A 17367-nucleotide genomic window follows, 5' to 3' on the forward strand; every position below is an offset into this window, starting at 1 on the left:
CCGGACTTTCAGTCCGTAATACTAACCCACCTACTTTAGTAGGTGGTTGTTAAGTTTTCATCGCTATTGGTATTTACCTAGGCCTTAATTACCGCGACGAAATTGAAGATATCATGGACACCGATGCTTTTGAGCGAGTGCAGGAACGTGCTGAAGACGGCAAAGATGCATTGATGGATACAATTGATAAGATCAAAGGTTAAAAATGTCTGAAGAACAGAGAGCTGATATTTCTCAAGATATTCAAGAGGAATTACAAGAACTCCAAGACGCGCAAGAATCACTGCTAGAAGAGCAAAAGAAAGGCGGCCTAGCTCGTACTATAGGTTTGGTCTCGGTTATTTCTATTGCTTTGGGTGGCTTTAATGACAGCTTTGATGCATTGGAAAAGATGTTCGACTTTGGTCTTTCTCAAATGACGGATATTCCATCTCATAAAAAGCTAGAGAGAATATATATTCGGTCATCCGCTGAAGCTTTGGATCAAACGTTTGGCGCACCGGTATATATAAAACGTTCAAGCAGTGATGATGTGATCAAGTATTATCAAGATGATAATTTCATACTGTCTACGATTACTAGAGATAACGCTATTGTCGCTTACCTTGTCCTCCCTGATGAAGGTTTTGCACCTGAAACACAAGAACATACAGGTGGTTCAGCGTTTTTTAACCAGCCTTTTAATGCCATTGAAAGTGTCAATGAAATCCGAGCGTCGTTCGCTAGAACCGGTAATTATTACATTGAAGAAAACAACGGCGGGGAATTCGGATATCTCTATTCTTCAATCAGTGGTGTTAGTGAATTTATTACGCCAATGACAAAAGGCAATAGGAATTTGCTGGCCGCTGTAGTTGATTCGTTAACGATGGACGAAGATGTCGTTTCGAGCGTCCAGTCTTTGAGGTTGAGCGCCAAACCAAACTTCTATGGTTACAGTACATTAGGTGTCGACGCCCTTGAAGAAGCGATTTTATCGAACACAGAGTATCGTTTGATTCATAAGAGTTAAGCATTAACACACCAGCTCTAGTTTCTTACAAAGCTAGAGCTTTTATCAGCAGTTGGATTATGGCAAATTCAAAATTCGATACCTTTCTAGAAAGACTCAAAGGCAATAAACGAATCATTGTCCAAGCTCATGACTTCCCAGACCATGATGCATTGTCTTCGGCGTACGCTCTGGCTTACCTATTAAAAAAGAAAGGCTTTCATCCATTTATTACCTTTCATGGTTACATCGATAGAGTGTCACTTAGGAATCTCATAGATTGGTTGGAGATTCCGATCTATGAACCAAAAGACTTGAAGCTACAACCTGACGACAAGATTATTGTTGTTGATGGCTGCATTGGTGAAAAGAACGTTACCGACGTTCCAGGCTTAGAAGTCGCAGTAATTGATCACCACCAAGTCAAAGTTCCTGATTTTGTATGGTACTCAGATGTGCGAGCAAATTATGGCGCAACAGCAACCATGATGGTCGAGTATTACCGCTATTTTTCTTTGCCGATGCCACAAAAAGTTGCAACAGCACTATTGGTCGGTTTGAGCTTTGATACCGCTAACTTTACTCGGGCTGTAGGATCGGCTGATCTAAAAGCACTGCTGTACCTTCAAGAGAGGGCAGACAATACCATGGTCAACAAGATTTGTCGTAATCAGGTCGAGTTCCACGAATTGCAACTTTTCAATTCAATGCTTACTAACTTACGCCGTGAAAAAAATGCAGCATTTGCGGTGCTTCCTGAAGGTTGTCCTAAAAATATGCTCGGTGTATTAGGTGATTTTCTATTAAGTGTTGATGAGCTTGATATCATTGTGCTCACTGCGAAGAGTCATGAGAAAACCTTTATCTCTCTTCGTTCAGAGTGTTCCAATAACAATGTCGCAAATATAGTTAAAAGGGCACTGAACGATAAAGGGATCGGTTTTGGAGGTGGGCATTCTCACATGGCTGGTGGCATCATCAACAGCCAGCTTCAGAAAAGTGATGAACTAGATTACATCTATGATTTGATTCGACCGAGCCTAGTGCTTGATGCCTAAACTTATTTGCTTAGAGTGCTAGGTATTTTGAAATAGCTAGCCCTTTTTATCTAAGTATGAGTAGCGTCTTCTACTAAGTGTATGTTTAGCTCCGAAGGTAATTGGCTGTTATTGGTGTATATACGATCAAATTGCTCCAGTGACGCAACTTTTAGTGCAGCAAAACGACCCCATTTACTGGCATCTGCGACAAGCCAACTTTCACGGCTGTTCTTGATAATAGATTTTGAAAGGTCGGCTTCAACTTGCTCATGCTCCATGGCGAAATGGCTGTCTGTTACAGAGCCACAACCACAAATGCCAATGTCGGCTTCAAAATCTGAGAAGAAATGAACTACGCTACTTCCCACCATATCTTGATGTTCTCTTCGAAATAAACCGCCCGCTAAGTACACTTCGATCTGCTCGTTTGCTTCGAGGATTCGAGCGACTTGCAGGTTATTGGTGATCACTCGTAATGCAGGTTTAGCTAATAAATACTGTGCGATACGAGTGACGGTCGTACCAATGCCCATCATTACCGTTGAACCTTCAGGTATCGCATCTGCAACAGCCTTGGCGATACTGTCTTTCATTTCTGATTCAACGCCTGCTCGGAATCGATAACTGGTGTTAGTCAGTGTTGTCGGTAAGCTCACGCCTCCATGCACTCTTCGTGCTAAACCTTGCTCGCATAAGTGGTTGACGTCACGACGAATGGTTTGAGTGGTTACGGCAAATAGCTCGGCTAAATGATCAATCTGTACGTCTTGATTCGCTTTAAGCGTCGCGAGTATTTGTTTTTGGCGGTGGTTCAGTTCCATAGAAGCTCACTAAAATTGGTTTGGTACGTCGGTAATGATGTTATCAACACCTAGATTGAGATATTTGTTCGCCAATTTGGGGTCATTTAGCGTCCATATTTTAAGAACCGCACCTGAATCTTTGATCGCTTTCGCCGTTTTCTCATCAAGAACTCGGTGGTCAATATGAATGCTGTAAAGGTCGAGTGATTTAAGTGACTCTAGGCTGAAATCATTCCAAACCTCGCAGATAAAGCCTCGTTTAACCTCTGGCATTATTTGCTGGCAAAGGCTCAGTGCCTCTTTTTTGAAGCTTGAGATGAGCAGTTTTTCAACAGGGAACTGCTTTTGTTCAACCAGTGCGGCAACTTTCTCAACTAAAGGTTGGATAGCCTTATCGTCGTAAATTTTGATCTCAAGGTTTAAGGTCACATCGAGCTCTAGGCACTTGTCGAGCGCTTCACTCAACGTCGGAATAGTTGTTCCCGCGAACTCACTACCCAACCAACTGCCAGCATCTAACTTTTTGAGAGCGGTTAAATCTAAGTCTGCGATATTGCCCGTTCCGTTAGTGCAACGATTTACCGTCTTATCATGAAAAACCATTGGGGTGCCATCAGCGCTTAACTGGGTATCAATTTCAATCCATGTAGCACCAGCTTTCGCTGCTTGTTCAATACTGACTAGCGTATTTTCTGGTGCTAAAGAAGCGGCACCGCGGTGGCCTGTGATCATAATTCAATCTCGATGTTCATTTGAAAATTCAGGAAACAGTAGCTCTACTTTATTACAGATTTATTATCTATCCGCCATATCTGCTTATTTTAAATGAGAACTAGCTTAAAGGTGTTGTACAGAGTTTATACAATAGTGAGACCTTATACTCAATATGTTCAAGTGGCTAAGATAAATGTTCATATGAATGTAATAATTCACTTACATACTCTACGAAAACTTAATAACACCCTCTATATTTAGAAAAGATAGCCACGATAAGGTGATTAAAAATGAAAAAGCTATTAGGTACAGTAATTATGGCGGCAACGTTACTTGTTGGTTGTGGTGAAGCTGACAAGGCCGGAGCGGACGCTAAAGATGAGCCGATCAATATCAACATGAGCCTTGTGTTCACTCAGAACGAGTTGTTAACCCAAGAGCTCATCAAAGCAACCGACAAAATACGCGAAAGAACTGAAGGTTCGGTAAACATTAAAGTTTTTCCTGGTGGTCAATTACCGGTTTATAAAGATAACTTGGAGCAAGTCGTTAACGGCGCAAACTAGATTGCTGTTGAGGATTTAACCTACCTAGGCGATTACGTACCAAACTTCGCTGCACTGGCAGGCCCAATGTTGTACAACACGTATGATGAATATTTAGCGATGATGGATACGGAATTTGTCGCGGGCTTGAAGGCTAAAGCTGAAGAGAAAGGCATAAAAGTACTGAATGCAGACTACATGTTTGGGTTCCGTCACATGATCACCAATAAAGAGATTGTGAACTCTGAAGACATGAAAGGGATGCGTATTCGTGTTCCACAAAGTCAGTTGTTCATCAGCACGCTTTCAGCAATGGGCGCGGCTCCAGCTTCTCTGCCATTCCCAGAAACCTATGCAGGTGTTCAACAGGGTGTTGTTGACGGCCTTGAAGGTTCAATCCTGACCATGTACTCAACCAAAATCTACGAGGTAGCGAAGAATATGTCTTTGACCAAACACTTCCTAGGCACGGTTGGTATCTACATTTCACCGACTCTTTGGGACAAGTTTACGCCAGAGCAACAGCAAATCATCAATGAAGAGCTAGAAGCGGGCGCAGAATCTAATACTGCAGAGCTGGTTAAGCTTGATGTTGAATACACGCAGAAACTTGAAGAGCTAGGCGTTATGTTTAATGAAGTGAACTCTGACGAGTTTAATGAGTTGACAGCTGACGTGTACAACCAGTTCCCAACATGGAGCGAAGGTATACACGCAACGATCATGAAAGAGTTAGAAGAGATTCGAGCTGCACAGTAATTGTGCGAATGTAGATTAATTTGTTAATGAAGACGGCCTGATTTCCTGCAGGCCGTTTATTCCTGAAGTAACCGACGTGATGTTGGGTGCTTTACTGGAGAAGTCTTTTGTTTTTATTGAAAAATATTGAAGAAATCCTCGCCTCTATTGCTATTTCGATTACCGTTTTGGTTGTCATCATTAACGTCGTTTTACGTTATGGGTTTGGATTTGTTGTCCCTTGGAGTGAAGAACTCTCGGTTATTTGCTTCATATGGGCTGTCTATTTAGGCATTAGTTCCTGCTATAAGCATAAGCTTCACATGGGTGTTGATGTGGTGGTTGCCATGCTGCCTGAAAAAGCCAAAATCCCGTTTAGATTATGTGTTTCTGTTTTCCTACTGGCTCTGAACATCTTGATGGCCGTTCTGAGTTATCAATACTTGATGTTATCTAACAAGGTAACACCAGTGATGGGCATGTCATATTTTGCTATCAATGGTGTGTTGTTACTTTGCTTCTCATTGATGGCAATCCACACGGTTCGATTCATCGTCAGCGATGTTGCTTCTCTAAAGCGCTCTTTTAAGTAGGTACGATTCATGGAAAGCTATCTTCCAATCCTCATTCTTTTTGTTCTGTTTCTATTGAATATACCCATTGCCTTTTCATTGATCGCGTCAGCAATGGTGTACTTTCTCTTTATCAATGACTCAATTCCCGTCAGCTTGGTAATGCAGCGCTTTATTAGCTCGACAGAGTCATTTCCATTGTTAGCCATTCCGTTCTTTATCATGGTTGGTTCGGTGATGAACTATGCGGGGATCAGTAAAAGCTTATTGGCTTTTGCAGATTCAATGATTGGCCATAAAACGGGCGGTCTTGCGCAGGTAAATGTGGCGTTGAGTACACTAATGGGTGGCATATCTGGCTCTGCGAATGCCGATGCCGCGATGCAATCAAAAATCCTTGCCCCTGAAATGACTAAGCGCGGTTATGACCTGCCATTTACAGCTGCAGTGACGGCGGCGTCATCAAGTATCAGTCCTGTTATCCCACCGGGTATTAACTTAATCATCTTTGCCTTGTTAGCTAATGTTTCCGTTCATCAGATGTTTATCGCGGGTTATGTTCCTGCCTTTTTGATGGCGTTAGCGCTGATGGTGACAATCGCGTTTATCGCACGTAAGCGTCGTTATAAGCCTTCTCGTTCTGAGCCTGCGTCTGCGAAAGAGCGTTTTCATTACTTTCTAAAAGCGATTCCCGCGTTACTGATTCCTTTCGGCATTATTCTTGGTATGCGTTTTGGTTTGTTTACACCGACAGAAGCGGGCGCAATCGCAGTATTGCTTTGTGCGATTATTGGCATTTTTGTCTATCGTCAGCTTGGCCTGCGACATATCCCGCTCATCATGCGTGAAACGGTGCAGGGCACCAGTAGTGTGATGTTCATTATTATCGGAGCGATGGTCTTCGGTTATTACATGACGCTTGAGCAAATCCCGCACAATGTTGCTTCTGCTTTGATTGAGCTTACCGACAACAAGTTAGTCTTGCTGTTGTTGATTAACGTACTGTTGCTCGTTGTTGGGATGTTCATTGAAGGTGGCGCCGCGATGATCATCTTAACGCCGTTGCTGCTTCCGGCTGTGCTCAATCTAGGGGTTAACCCAGTTCACTTCGGCATTATCGTGATCGTCAATATTATGATTGGTGGTGTGACGCCACCGTTCGGTTCGATGATGTTTACCGTATGTTCCATCTTGAAGGTTCGTATGGTCGACTTTGTAAAAGAAGTAGTGCCTTTGCTACTCGCTTTATTGTCGGTGTTGATGTTGCTGACTTTCTCTGAAAGTTTAGTGATGTTTTTACCGAATTTACTTTAACACTAATAAGTTAGTTTATATTTGAGGGTGTAGAAATGAATTCGGTAACGAATGATTTAGACCTAAATTGGAAAAGCATTGATTGGGTACTGACGGATGTCGACGATACCTTAACTTGGCAAGGACAGTTACCACCAGAAACCTTGGTGGCCTTGAAAGCGCTAAGAGATGCGGGGAAAAAGGTTGTGGCTGTAACGGGTGCGTGTGCTGGTTGGTGTGATCATATCGCGCAACTATGGCCTGTGGATGCGGTTCTCGGTGAGAATGGTGCGTTTATTATGGAAAAGAAAAATGGTTATCTGACATTGCGTTCTGATATCCCTTTGCCAGAAATTAGTGCTAATCAAAGTAAGCTCAAAGAACAAGTATTAGCTATTTTGAGCGATTACCCAGAGCTCAGTTTAACGCTGGATCAGTCTTATCGCTTGTGTGAGGTTGCGATCGACATCGGTCAAAATCGTCCTAAAGTCGACGATGCCATTATTGAAGAGATTGTCTCTAAGATTCACGCTTTAGGTGCACATGCCACAGCAAGCTCTATTCACATTAATGCTTGGTATGGTGAGCACTCTAAGAAAGCGACATCGACCGCCTTTCTCAAAGAGAAGGGGCTATCGGAGCAAGAGATAATAGAGCATAGTTGCTATGTTGGTGACTCGATGAACGACCAATACATGTTTGAAATTTTGCCTTTCAGTGTTGGTGTAGCGAACATTGAACACTATTGGACCAAGTTATCGCATCATCCGGTTGTTGTTATGAAGAAACCCGGCGGATATGGTTTCGCTGAGTTCACAGATAAATTATTGGCGTTGAAATAGTCGTTATTCATTTTTAGTCAGAAATCAACAGTACAAAGGCGATAACGAAAGTTGTCGCCTTTGTCTTATTAGGAACAAATAAAACACCTGAATAGCCGATCAACCATTGTCTGAAGTGACTCGGTGCACAAGTTGATGAGCGTAAACCCTATCTCATCAAATTGGAATATCGGTTAATGCCGAATTTATGAGACGCTTGCTCTTAGAGTCACTGGAATCACAAGGAAGTTGAATGCACCACTTTAATATCCGCGCGCTGGAATACCTTAATGCTTTGTCGAAATACGGTTCGTTACGTAAAGCGTCGAAGATGTTGAATGTTGATCCGGCCGCAGTGAGTCGTATGTTGTCTCAACTTGAAGATCAGGTTGAGATGAAGGTGTGGGAGCGCAATAACCGCCAGTCTTATTTAACAGAAGCGGGAAACGAGTTGTTGAATCACTATCGCACGATTATAAGAGGTGAGGCGACAGTATTAACTCAATTGACCAAGCTTAAAAATCTGACCGGTGGTAGCGTCAGTATTGCGATAGGTGAAGGGTTTATAACTAATTTAGTGTCTGAGCCGATGCAGACCTTTATGACCCGCTATCCAGACATCAACTTGTCGATAGAAATAGCCGGTGCTCTTGATGCCGTTAAGCTGCTTGAAGATCAGCAGATCGATTTTGCGATCACTTACGCAGCAGCACCGCATCCAAAACTACGAACGCATGTGGAACGCAGTCACCCATTAGAACTTATTGCTCCAAAAGGGCACTTTCTAACAATGAAAGAGACACCTGTGACGCTGCAAGAAATTAAAGGTGTGTCGTTGGCTTTGATTGACACTTCGACTGGCATGGGACGATTAGTGAAACACGCCGAGCAAATGTCGCATTTTAATCTCCAACCTAAATTACAAACCAACTCGGTGACTGCGCTGACTAACTTTGTTGTCGCGGGGCTTGGCATCACTTTTATGCCTAAGCTGACGGTTCTAGAAGAGATAGAATCGGGCCGTATAGAAGTCGTGCCAACGGAGATTGAGGTGCTATCCAAAGCGACCGTTAAGGTGCAATCTTTGAAAGGCAGAGAACTGAGTGTTCAAGCCGAAACCTTCCTCGACTTCTTAATGGAGAACACGTCTTTTTTACGTAGCGATGCTCACGCTATTGTTTTGTAATCCCAAGTATTTCTTTTAATCATAGAGTGATGACTTTTTATCAACGCTAACTGTATTGTTAAGTCAATGCCTGCCCAATAAAGTGTCCGAAAGTTACAAGAATGTTGCGTGACATAAAAGGCGGATGCAATGGAAGTTATCGTTATTGGCAGTGGTGTTATTGGGTTGACCAGCGCATGGTATTTGGCGAAAGAGGGCCACTCGGTGACGGTTTTCGACCGTCAAGATAGCAGTGGTAAGGAAACCAGTTTTGCGAATGCTGGCCAAATCTCTTACGGTTACTCTTCCCCATGGGCTGCCCCCGGAATCCCTTTAAAAGCAATGAAGTGGCTAACCCAAGTGCATGCGCCACTAAAAGTGAAACCGTCAATTTCTCCGGAATTGGTCTCTTGGGCGACTAAGATGCTCGCCAATTGCAACGAAGCCAAATACGCACAGAATAAATCTCGCATGTTGAGAGTGGCAAATTACAGTCGTGATTGTCTAACTCACCTGCGAACCAGTGAAGAACTGGCTTATGAAGGTCGGCAGAAAGGGACACTGCAAGTGTTTCGAAGCGAGAAACAATTGGATTTCATTCAGCAGGATATGAAGCTGCTTAAAGAGAGTGGAATCGAACATTCGTTGTTTGATGTTGAGCAGTGCTTATCCATCGAACCGGGCTTAGCAGACGTTAAAGATAAGCTGGTGGGTGGTCTGTATTTACCACACGATGAAACCGGTGATTGCCATCAATTCTGTTTAACCTTGACTGAGAAAGCCAAGCAACTGGGTGTTAGGTTCATGTTTGATACTGAAGTGGTAAGTTTGAATCATCAGAATCAAAACATCGAGAGTATTACAACGACTCAAGGTGTATTCAAAGCGGACGCTTACGTAGTTGCATCAGGCAGTTATTCTCGAGATCTATTGAAACAAGTCGACTTGTCTGTCCCGGTTTATCCAGTCAAAGGGTATTCACTAACACTACCGATCGTGAATGCTGATAAATCACCAACCTCTACCGTGATGGATGAAACCTACAAAGTAGCGATGACTCGTTTTGATGATCGTATTCGTATTGCAGGAACGGCAGAGCTTGCTGGTTTTGATTATCTCATTCCTGAAAAACGCAAAGCCACGATTGATATGGTGATAAAAGATCTTTTCCCACAAGCGGGTGACTTTTCTAAGGCTGAATACTGGACTGGGTTAAGGCCCATGACGCCAGATGGCACACCTATTATCGGTAAAACACCGATTAAGAATTTGTTTACTAATACGGGACACGGAACCTTGGGTTGGACGATGGCGTGTGGCTCAGGAAAGATCTTGGCAAGCGTGGTTAGCGGTTCAGCTAGTGACATCAAAACCGATGACTTGAGTATTCATCGCTACTTGTAGCTCATCAAAATACTTGGTTATACGAATTAGCCCATGTTTATCACTAAGCATGGGCTAATTTAGTTCTAGTGTTGCTGCTTATCTAGTGGTGGTTTCTAATACATGAGTAAAGCGATCCCACGATTTTTGGTCAGCTTCATGTTGATAGTTATTAGACCCGAATACAGTGAAGGCATGTGGAGCACCACTATAGGTGATCATTTCATGTGTGACTTTGGTCGATTCGAGTTGAGCTGCTAGGCTTCCAAAATCTTCCATTGAAATCATCGAATCTGCTGTGCCATGGAATACGACGATAGGGGCTTTGGTCTGAGAGTAGTCTTGGCCTTTCGGTGTTGATAAACCACCATGGAAGGTGACATAAGCTTTCGAAGGAATCCCCGCACGTGCGGCTTCTAACACAGCAGCTCCGCCAAAGCAGTATCCCATCATCACGTTGTTATCTAAGTTGCCGCCAAGCCGTTTGGCTTCCATTGCACCTGCATTAAGCAGCGCCCGCATTTTTTCTCTGTCTTTATACAACTCACCTGTGTGTTGTTTTTTATCTTTCACTTCGGTTGGGCGAATGCCTTTACCAAATAGGTCGATGGCGAACACGTTGTAACCCAGTTCATTGAGCATCTCAGAACGTTTCTTCTCGTAATCGGTTAAGCCGTCCCAATCATGTACTAGCAGCACCAAAGGAGCCTGATCACTGGCTTCACTCCAATAACCTTCGTAGTCCATACCGTCGACTTGATAAGTGACATTTTCTCCCGAAATTGCAGAGAAGGGCAGTAAAACTGAAAACAAGCCTAGCGTGGTGAGTGTTCGCATGCGTTATTCCTTTCGATGACAGTGACGTTCCAATCGAAAGTATAGATAACGCGATGATTCTCGCCAGATTTCCGCCTCTAATTTGAAGTGTAACGGTGGAGGTAAAGATTGAAGGGGAAGGGGTTAAACAACCATCACGTATTAAGTGTGATGGTTGTTTGGTGTTGTTTTCAGAAAACGGAAATTCAAATAGCTGAAGTTAGAAGTTAGAAGTTAGCAGTAAGGTGAACAATTACCAGGAAGCGTTGGTCGTGCTGCTGCACATATCTGGATATTTACGCTGATAGCGTGGCAACATCGACTCGTTGCCTAAGATGCCACCTTGATGGACGTAGATGATGGTTTTGGTCGGGTTGTCTTCTTGCCATTGTCCTAAGCATTGCCACATCAATGGGTCATACAGCAGGTCGAACTCAACGTCGGTTTGCTCTTGTAGATCTAACCAAGTTTGGTAATCCTGCTGATACAACTTACCAAAGTGGTGCTTAGCTTTGAGCGGTAATATCTGCGGGTGATCGGTCTCGCCAAGCTCATTGAACTGCTGCGTTAGGTAGTCACTGCCACCAACACATGCACAGGTTAAAACCGGGATGTTGTGCAGTTTCAAATGCTTATGAAGATACAGCGCAGTGCTACCAGTACCAGCGGGCAGTGCTACCACGAAATCGTGTTTGTTTTCGAAGCGCGTCCAGCTGAGTATTTCCATCGCCAGTTGTTTTACGCCATATTCAGAAAGCTGAGAGCGGCCACCTTCAGGCAACACAATGCAGTGTGAGTCTGGTTGTCTTACTTGTTCGATATATTCTTGTGGATGAAGTTCAGAGCCCATCTTTTTGGTTGAAATAACCTTAGCCCCAAGGTCAATCGCACCACGGTAATTACCGATAGGGCGTTCTTGTAGCCATTGAGGAAGGTGGTCGATGTAAAACTCAAGCGTCCAGCCTTTGATCTTTGCGAGTGCGGAGAGTGAGAACAGAGAATTCGCCTGAGCAGAACCATAGCTGATCAAAGTGGTGATTTCTGGTTGCTCGTCTTCCAGCAGCTTCATGAACTTGCGGGCTTTGTTGCCGCAAAAGTGGGAGTGAAGCTGGTCGTCACGCTTTAAGAAAAAGGTGTGGTCGTTAAATTGATGCTGAGTTACAGGGCTATTATTTAGTTTCATCGCACTTAGACAAAATGCTGACTAAAGAGCCAGCATTTTAAAATCAAATAGGGCCAATGAGTATCTAGTAGCGAGCGAGTGCTGTAAACCAACTAAATCAAGTTTTCGTCGGATATTGAACTTAGTGCTACGAGTTTACTTGCTCTGATATGGACAAGGGTGAATCGGTTTGAAAGGCGATTTTCGCGGTGCAGCCACCACAGCTACGATTGAACAATTCAAAGTCCCAATGGAAGCGCTGACATAAGTCATCGACAATCAACAAGCCTAGCCCATGACCATTTGGGTTGTATTGTTCCTGAAGGCCTTCACCTTGGTCTTCAATCACAAGAGTATCTTGGGAAAGAGTGATAGTTACGGTGCCGCTATTGGTCGCAGCAATCGCATTTCTCAACAAGTTACCGACCAACATATTCATGATGGTACTGGTGGCTTGTATGGTTGGTTCTGATTGAATCTGTAAGGCTATTTCGACTTCTTTCTCTTTTGCCTGCAACGAGTTTTTCGAAACGATAGTCTCTAATTCTTGCTGGGTGAACAAGCGCAGCGGTGCATCGTCACTGTTTCTTTCGTAACGAACGAGACCAAGCAGGGCATCGACCATTTCTGACATTTGAACAATGGCGTCATCAATACGTTCAACTTGGCGAGATTGAAACTCGGTTGTTTCACTACGAAGTAGTAGTTTATTTGCCCCGCGAGCGACCGTCAGCGGGGTTCTCAACTCATGACTTGAATAGCGAGCAAAGGCTTGTTCGCGCTTGAGAAGGGAGTTGATTTCTCGACGATATTGATTGAGTTGATCGGTCAGTTGACGAAATTCCACCGCCGCATCGTCACTCACGCCAAACTCTTCGTTTAGGTTGAGCTTATTCGATTCCAGTTGGGCGGAGAGCGAGTTGAATGGTTCAATCAAACGCTTGGAGAGTCTATAGAGTAGCGCCCCAAAGCTGAATATCAGAATTGAGAGAAGCGTTAACATAAATGTCGTCGCATACACCAATTCATAGATATCAAACTCGACACGATCGATTTCAGACAACAGAACAATTGGGTGGGTTTCTCCTTCATCAGAATACTCACCGACATACACCATGCGTGATTCGGGTTCATCGCCAACTTCGCCCAGAAAGCTATCTTTTCCTTTTATATATTTAGTGTATTTCTTTGGAATGTAAGCTAGGTCGTTGTATGCCACTGTGAGGTCATCAATGCGAATCTCACCACTTTCTCCAGATTGGAATAAACCAACCGCGTAGTTGCGATCGATAAGAATGCGTTTTTCCCCAACACGATCTTCAGACAAATACAGTGCGGCAATAAACACCACATAGACGAATGCAGATACAATCACGGCCATTAACCCAAAGAAAACCGCTAAGCGGCCAGTTAGGGTTTTGGTGCTGGAGAGAACATTTGAAATCAATTCGATGACTCCAAACGGAATCCTACTTTAGGCACTGTGATTAGCATTTGGGTGTCGAAAGGCTTGTCGAGTTGATTACGCAATTGATAGATGTGACTGCGTAACACATCATTGTTGGGTTCGTCTTCTTCCCAGAGCTTGTATGAGATATCTTCGCGAGTGACTACTTCAGGTGCGCTTTGGCAAAGCATCTCAAGTATGGTGTAAGTGGTTGGGTTGAGCGCAAGAAGCTTGTCTTGTCGGTAAGCTTTACGGATTTTTTGGTCGATGGTGAGCTCGCCGAACTGCAACTTAGAAGAGGCTACTTTTCCTCGGTAACGACGAACCAGCGCGTTCATTCTTGCTTCTAGAATATCCAAATCAAAAGGCTTGGTGAGGTAATCATCGGCACCGTGTTCAAAGCCCTTCAACATGTCTTCACGGCTATCCAATGCGGTAAGCATAAGGATCGGGGTTGTATTACCTTGGTCTCTTAGCTTGTTGCAAACTGTTAGGCCGTCCATTCTTGGCAGCATCAGATCCAATATGATGATATCAAACGAGTTATCCATCGCGAGTTGCAAGCCAAGCTCACCGTTATCCGCATAATCGAGCTCCATCCCTATACACTCAAAATAATCAAACAAGACACCTGCAATTTCACGGTTATCTTCGACTAATAGAACTCGTTTCATTTTGATTCTCATACAGAAATAGACAGTAACATTATCCTGAGTGAGCGTGAAAAATATGTCAATAACATAACTTTCACTTATGGGAGGGTAGATTGGCTTCAGATTAAAAAATAGAAGAACGTATTATGTCTGAACTTCACATTAGCCGCCCTAAGATATCCACATCGCAGATCAATCCTGCGGTCTCTTTGTCTATCATTGTTCCCTTCTACGATGAACAAGAGGTGTTGGAAGAGTTCCACTCTCGCCTCACTAAGGTTCTCGATAGCTTACCGATCACGAGCGAGATTGTTTATGTCGACGATGGCAGCAAAGACAACAGCTTGGACTTGGTGAGTTCATTCACTTCAATCAATAGTTCAATCTCGGTCATTGGTTTAAGCCGCAACTTTGGTAAAGAGTCAGCGATGAGCGCTGGCCTTGAGCATTGTCGTGGACAAGCCGTAATCCTATTAGATGCTGATTTACAAGATCCTCCGGAGTTGATTCCGCAAATGATCGCGAAATGGCGCGAAGGCTATGACGTGGTCAATATGCAGCGCAGCCAGCGTGATGGTGAAACGTGGTTTAAGAAGTTTTCAGCGGCAAGCTTTTACAAAGTAATGAACGTGGCTGCGAAGATTGATGTGCCTGAAAATGTCGGTGACTTCAGACTGTTAAGCCGCGAAGTTGTCGACCATATCAATCAACTTCCAGAACGTAACCGCTACATGAAAGGCATTTTTTCATGGCCGGGTTTCCGACAAGCGACGCTCCAATTTAAGCGCGACGCTCGCTTTTGTGGTGAGACCAAGTGGAACTACTTGAAGCTTATCGGTTTGGCGATGGATGGCATCACCTCGTTTTCTATCCGACCACTGCGTATTGCAACGGCAGTCGGCGGCCTCGTCGCCCTAACGGCTTTTGTGTATGGCATGGTCATCGTTTTCAAAACCATGATGTTTGGTGAGCCTATCACGGGTTACCCATCAATGATGGTCGTTCAACTTGCCCTTGGCGGCATTCAACTTCTGAGTATTGGTTTAATGGGGGAGTACATAGGTCGTATTTTCATTGAAACCAAGAATCGCCCTTTGTATCTGATCCAATCGGTGGTCGATACACCAGCATTAAAAACACATTTTAAATTAGAGGAATCAGCATGAGCCTGAACCGAACGCACCTATGGTATTTGTTGGCTTTTGCATTGGTTCTAAGGCTTTTATCTCTAGCGACATACCCGTTAATGGACACCACAGAAGCGCGCTATGGCGAAATGGCTCGTCTGATGGTGGAAACAGGCAATTGGTTAACACCTCAGTTTGATTACGGCATTCCTTTCTGGGGTAAGCCACCGTTGTTCACATGGATGAGCGCGGCCGGTATTGAGTTGTTCGGTTTGAGTGAATTTGCGGTTCGCGCACCACATTGGTTAGCGGGTGTCGTAACGATTTTGTTGACGGCTTACATGGCGAAGCGAACAGGGCAAAGTGCGTTGGTTGCCGCGGTAGTGTTGGCGACATGCGGTATTTTCTCTATTGCCGCGGGTGCTGTGATGACAGACATCGCGTTAACCTTGGCGATGACCATTGCCATGTTAGGTTTCTACCTATGTTGGCAAGGAGGAGAGGCTTGTAAGGGAAAAGGTAGCGCGAAGACTAATCGATCTTGGGGTTATGTCGGTTTCATCGGTTTAGCACTAGGCTTGCTTGCAAAAGGGCCGGTAGCGATTGTCATCATGGGTATCGCAGTTTTCCCTTGGTTAGTATTACAGCATGGCTTCTTTGGCGCTTTCAAAGTGCTTTGGCAACGCTTCCCATTGTTGTCTGGTGTAGGTGTGATGTTAGTTATTGCTCTGCCTTGGTACATCATGGCTGAAATGGCGACACCGGGTTTTATTGATTACTTTATTGTTGGCGAACACTTTAAGCGTTTTGTAGTGAGTGGCTGGGAAGGGGATCTTTACGGCTCCGCTCATGATCAAGCGCGAGGCATGATCTGGATATTCTGGATTCAAGCTGCGGCCCCTTGGTCGATTGTATTGCCTATACTAGCATTTGCTCGACGTAAGAAAATTGCAGAAATTAATACTGAAAATCGCGGCTTGTTTTCATTCCTTGTGTGCTGGCTTATTTCGCCTCTGATCCTTTTCACTATGGCGGGCAATATTCTTCCTGCTTACGTGTTACCGGGTATCCCTGCTCTTGGTTTGTTGGTTGCTATACTCGTAGTGGAAAAAGATAAGAAGTGGTTTTCAAGCGTGGCTTTAGTTCTACCCGTCTTATTGATGATCGCGATGGTTTACCTGAACTTAGGCAAGGCGAACGAGAAGAGTGACCGTATCATCTTCGAACAGATCACTGATTCATCACCGAGTTTTTATGTAGGGAAGCGACCGTTCTCTGGGCAATTTTATAGCCATGGTCAAGCGAAGAAGCTACTTGATATCGAGCAACTCGATGGTATCGACAAGTTCTATTTGATTGGTAAAAGAGCCGAAGTCGAAACCAAGATCAAAGACAACGCATTAACGTGTATTTTGGAACCGACGGTCAAAGTAAAGCGCGCTTTATTCAGTTGTCATAGCCAAAACATCAAACCAAATTTGTCGCTAAGCCACATTAGAAGTGCAAGTGATGTTCAGCGTTAACTCAGGACTGCAAATGTTCAACAACAAGCTTCAGGCACACAGTCAAAGGCTCCAGTCCCATCACAAGATGGTTCGGTTTGCTGTGGTTGGTGTTGGTGGGTTTGTTGTTGATTGTGTAGTATTTGCCTTGCTGCATTACATTGTTGGTTTGCCTTTAATGACGGCGAGAATTGGGGCTTTCATTGCGGCAGCAACGACAACGTGGTTTGGCAATCGAGTGCTGACCTTTGAGTTCAAAGGGCAGGGTAATTGGTCTGAAAAACTGATTCAGTGGCAAAAGTTCATGTTCTCAGCGTCAATATCGGCAGTACCTAATTTGCTGTGTTTTAAGCTGATGACTGAATTACTGCCTGCGTTTACTGGGGCAGTATTTATTGCCATGGCGGTTGGTATTTTGGTAGGCATGGTCACTAACTATCTGTTTAGTCAATATTGGGTCTTTACCCGTTAGAATCCCTTGTAATCACATAACCAAGTGAAACCTTTGGGTAGTTCATTTGTAACAGGTACAAAAAAGCGCAGCTAAATAGCTGCGCTTTGTTTTTTTATGATGATCAAGTCAATGAAGTCGCTA

Annotated in this window: 16 protein-coding genes and 1 pseudogene; 11 read left to right on the top strand and 6 right to left on the bottom strand. The window is 44.0% G+C overall.

Annotated features, from left to right (window positions below):
* Window positions 1-205: 205 nt before the first annotated feature.
* Together ED652_RS06865 and ED652_RS06870 are read left to right on the top strand one after the other, a co-directional pair.
* Window positions 206-1012 (top strand): ETEC_3214 domain-containing protein, encoded by an 807-nt coding sequence (locus tag ED652_RS06865; RefSeq protein WP_122054016.1) that lies wholly within the window; start codon window positions 206-208, stop codon window positions 1010-1012.
* Window positions 1013-1071: 59 nt separating this feature from the next.
* Window positions 1072-2049 carry a bifunctional oligoribonuclease/PAP phosphatase NrnA gene (locus tag ED652_RS06870; RefSeq protein WP_102278125.1) on the top strand — a complete coding sequence of 326 codons (978 nt, stop codon included), beginning with the start codon at window positions 1072-1074 and terminating at the stop codon, window positions 2047-2049.
* A 50-nt stretch (window positions 2050-2099) separates the two neighbouring features.
* Here the strand turns inward: ED652_RS06870 and ED652_RS06875 are convergent, their stop codons facing one another.
* Complete coding sequence (locus tag ED652_RS06875) at window positions 2100-2852, bottom strand: DeoR/GlpR family DNA-binding transcription regulator (protein ID WP_102351674.1); 753 nt, start codon at window positions 2850-2852, stop codon at window positions 2100-2102.
* A 9-nt stretch (window positions 2853-2861) separates the two neighbouring features.
* Complete coding sequence (locus ED652_RS06880) at window positions 2862-3566, bottom strand: glycerophosphodiester phosphodiesterase family protein (protein ID WP_122054018.1); 705 nt, start codon at window positions 3564-3566, stop codon at window positions 2862-2864.
* 272 nt (window positions 3567-3838) lie between these two features.
* Between ED652_RS06880 and ED652_RS06885 the strand changes: the two are divergent.
* From ED652_RS06885 to ED652_RS06910, 6 genes and pseudogenes are all read left to right on the top strand, one after another.
* Window positions 3839-4852, top strand: a pseudogene (locus tag ED652_RS06885) (C4-dicarboxylate TRAP transporter substrate-binding protein).
* 107 nt (window positions 4853-4959) lie between these two features.
* The gene (locus ED652_RS06890; RefSeq protein WP_065103289.1) at window positions 4960-5424 is read left to right on the top strand and encodes a TRAP transporter small permease; all 465 of its coding nucleotides are present in this window, start codon (window positions 4960-4962) and stop codon (window positions 5422-5424) included.
* 9 nt (window positions 5425-5433) lie between these two features.
* A complete protein-coding gene (locus ED652_RS06895) occupies window positions 5434-6717 on the top strand; it encodes a TRAP transporter large permease (RefSeq protein ID WP_122054019.1) in 1284 nt (427 codons plus the stop codon).
* A 35-nt stretch (window positions 6718-6752) separates the two neighbouring features.
* The gene (locus ED652_RS06900) at window positions 6753-7538 is read left to right on the top strand and encodes an HAD-IIB family hydrolase (protein ID WP_122054021.1); all 786 of its coding nucleotides are present in this window, start codon (window positions 6753-6755) and stop codon (window positions 7536-7538) included.
* Window positions 7539-7770: 232 nt separating this feature from the next.
* Window positions 7771-8703, top strand: a complete 933-nt coding sequence (locus tag ED652_RS06905; protein ID WP_122054022.1) for a LysR family transcriptional regulator — start codon at window positions 7771-7773, stop codon at window positions 8701-8703.
* Window positions 8704-8832: 129 nt separating this feature from the next.
* Entirely contained in the window at window positions 8833-10086 is a 1254-nt protein-coding gene (locus tag ED652_RS06910) for a D-amino acid dehydrogenase (protein WP_122054024.1), read from the top strand.
* 78 nt (window positions 10087-10164) lie between these two features.
* Here the strand turns inward: ED652_RS06910 and ED652_RS06915 are convergent, their stop codons facing one another.
* From ED652_RS06915 to ED652_RS06930, 4 genes are all read right to left on the bottom strand, one after another.
* Window positions 10165-10902: a dienelactone hydrolase family protein gene (locus tag ED652_RS06915; RefSeq protein WP_122054026.1), complete on the bottom strand. Its 738-nt coding sequence runs from the start codon at window positions 10900-10902 to the stop codon at window positions 10165-10167.
* Between the two features lie 232 nt (window positions 10903-11134).
* Entirely contained in the window at window positions 11135-12064 is a 930-nt protein-coding gene (locus ED652_RS06920; RefSeq protein WP_122054028.1) for a 1-aminocyclopropane-1-carboxylate deaminase/D-cysteine desulfhydrase, read from the bottom strand.
* A gap of 127 nt (window positions 12065-12191) precedes the next feature.
* Window positions 12192-13490, bottom strand: a complete 1299-nt coding sequence (locus ED652_RS06925) for a HAMP domain-containing sensor histidine kinase (protein ID WP_122054030.1) — start codon at window positions 13488-13490, stop codon at window positions 12192-12194.
* Complete coding sequence (locus ED652_RS06930) at window positions 13487-14164, bottom strand: response regulator transcription factor (protein WP_029225702.1); 678 nt, start codon at window positions 14162-14164, stop codon at window positions 13487-13489. The genes ED652_RS06925 and ED652_RS06930 overlap by 4 nt, the downstream gene beginning before the upstream one ends.
* Window positions 14165-14289: 125 nt before the next feature.
* Between ED652_RS06930 and ED652_RS06935 the strand changes: the two genes are divergently transcribed.
* From ED652_RS06935 to ED652_RS06945, 3 genes are read left to right on the top strand one after another with little or no spacing between them, the layout of a single operon-like run.
* Window positions 14290-15309, top strand: a complete 1020-nt coding sequence (locus ED652_RS06935) for a glycosyltransferase family 2 protein (protein WP_017111005.1) — start codon at window positions 14290-14292, stop codon at window positions 15307-15309.
* Window positions 15306-16793 carry a glycosyltransferase family 39 protein gene (locus ED652_RS06940; protein ID WP_122054032.1) on the top strand — a complete coding sequence of 496 codons (1488 nt, stop codon included), beginning with the start codon at window positions 15306-15308 and terminating at the stop codon, window positions 16791-16793. Before ED652_RS06935 ends, ED652_RS06940 begins: the two co-directional genes overlap by 4 nt.
* Window positions 16780-17244, top strand: a complete 465-nt coding sequence (locus ED652_RS06945; protein ID WP_122054034.1) for a GtrA family protein — start codon at window positions 16780-16782, stop codon at window positions 17242-17244. Before ED652_RS06940 ends, ED652_RS06945 begins: the two co-directional genes overlap by 14 nt.
* Window positions 17245-17367: the final 123 nt, after the last annotated feature.

Origin of the sequence: Vibrio sp. Evd11, from assembly GCF_900382755.1 — a bacterium.
GTDB classification, from domain to species: Bacteria; Pseudomonadota; Gammaproteobacteria; order Enterobacterales; family Vibrionaceae; genus Vibrio; species Vibrio lentus.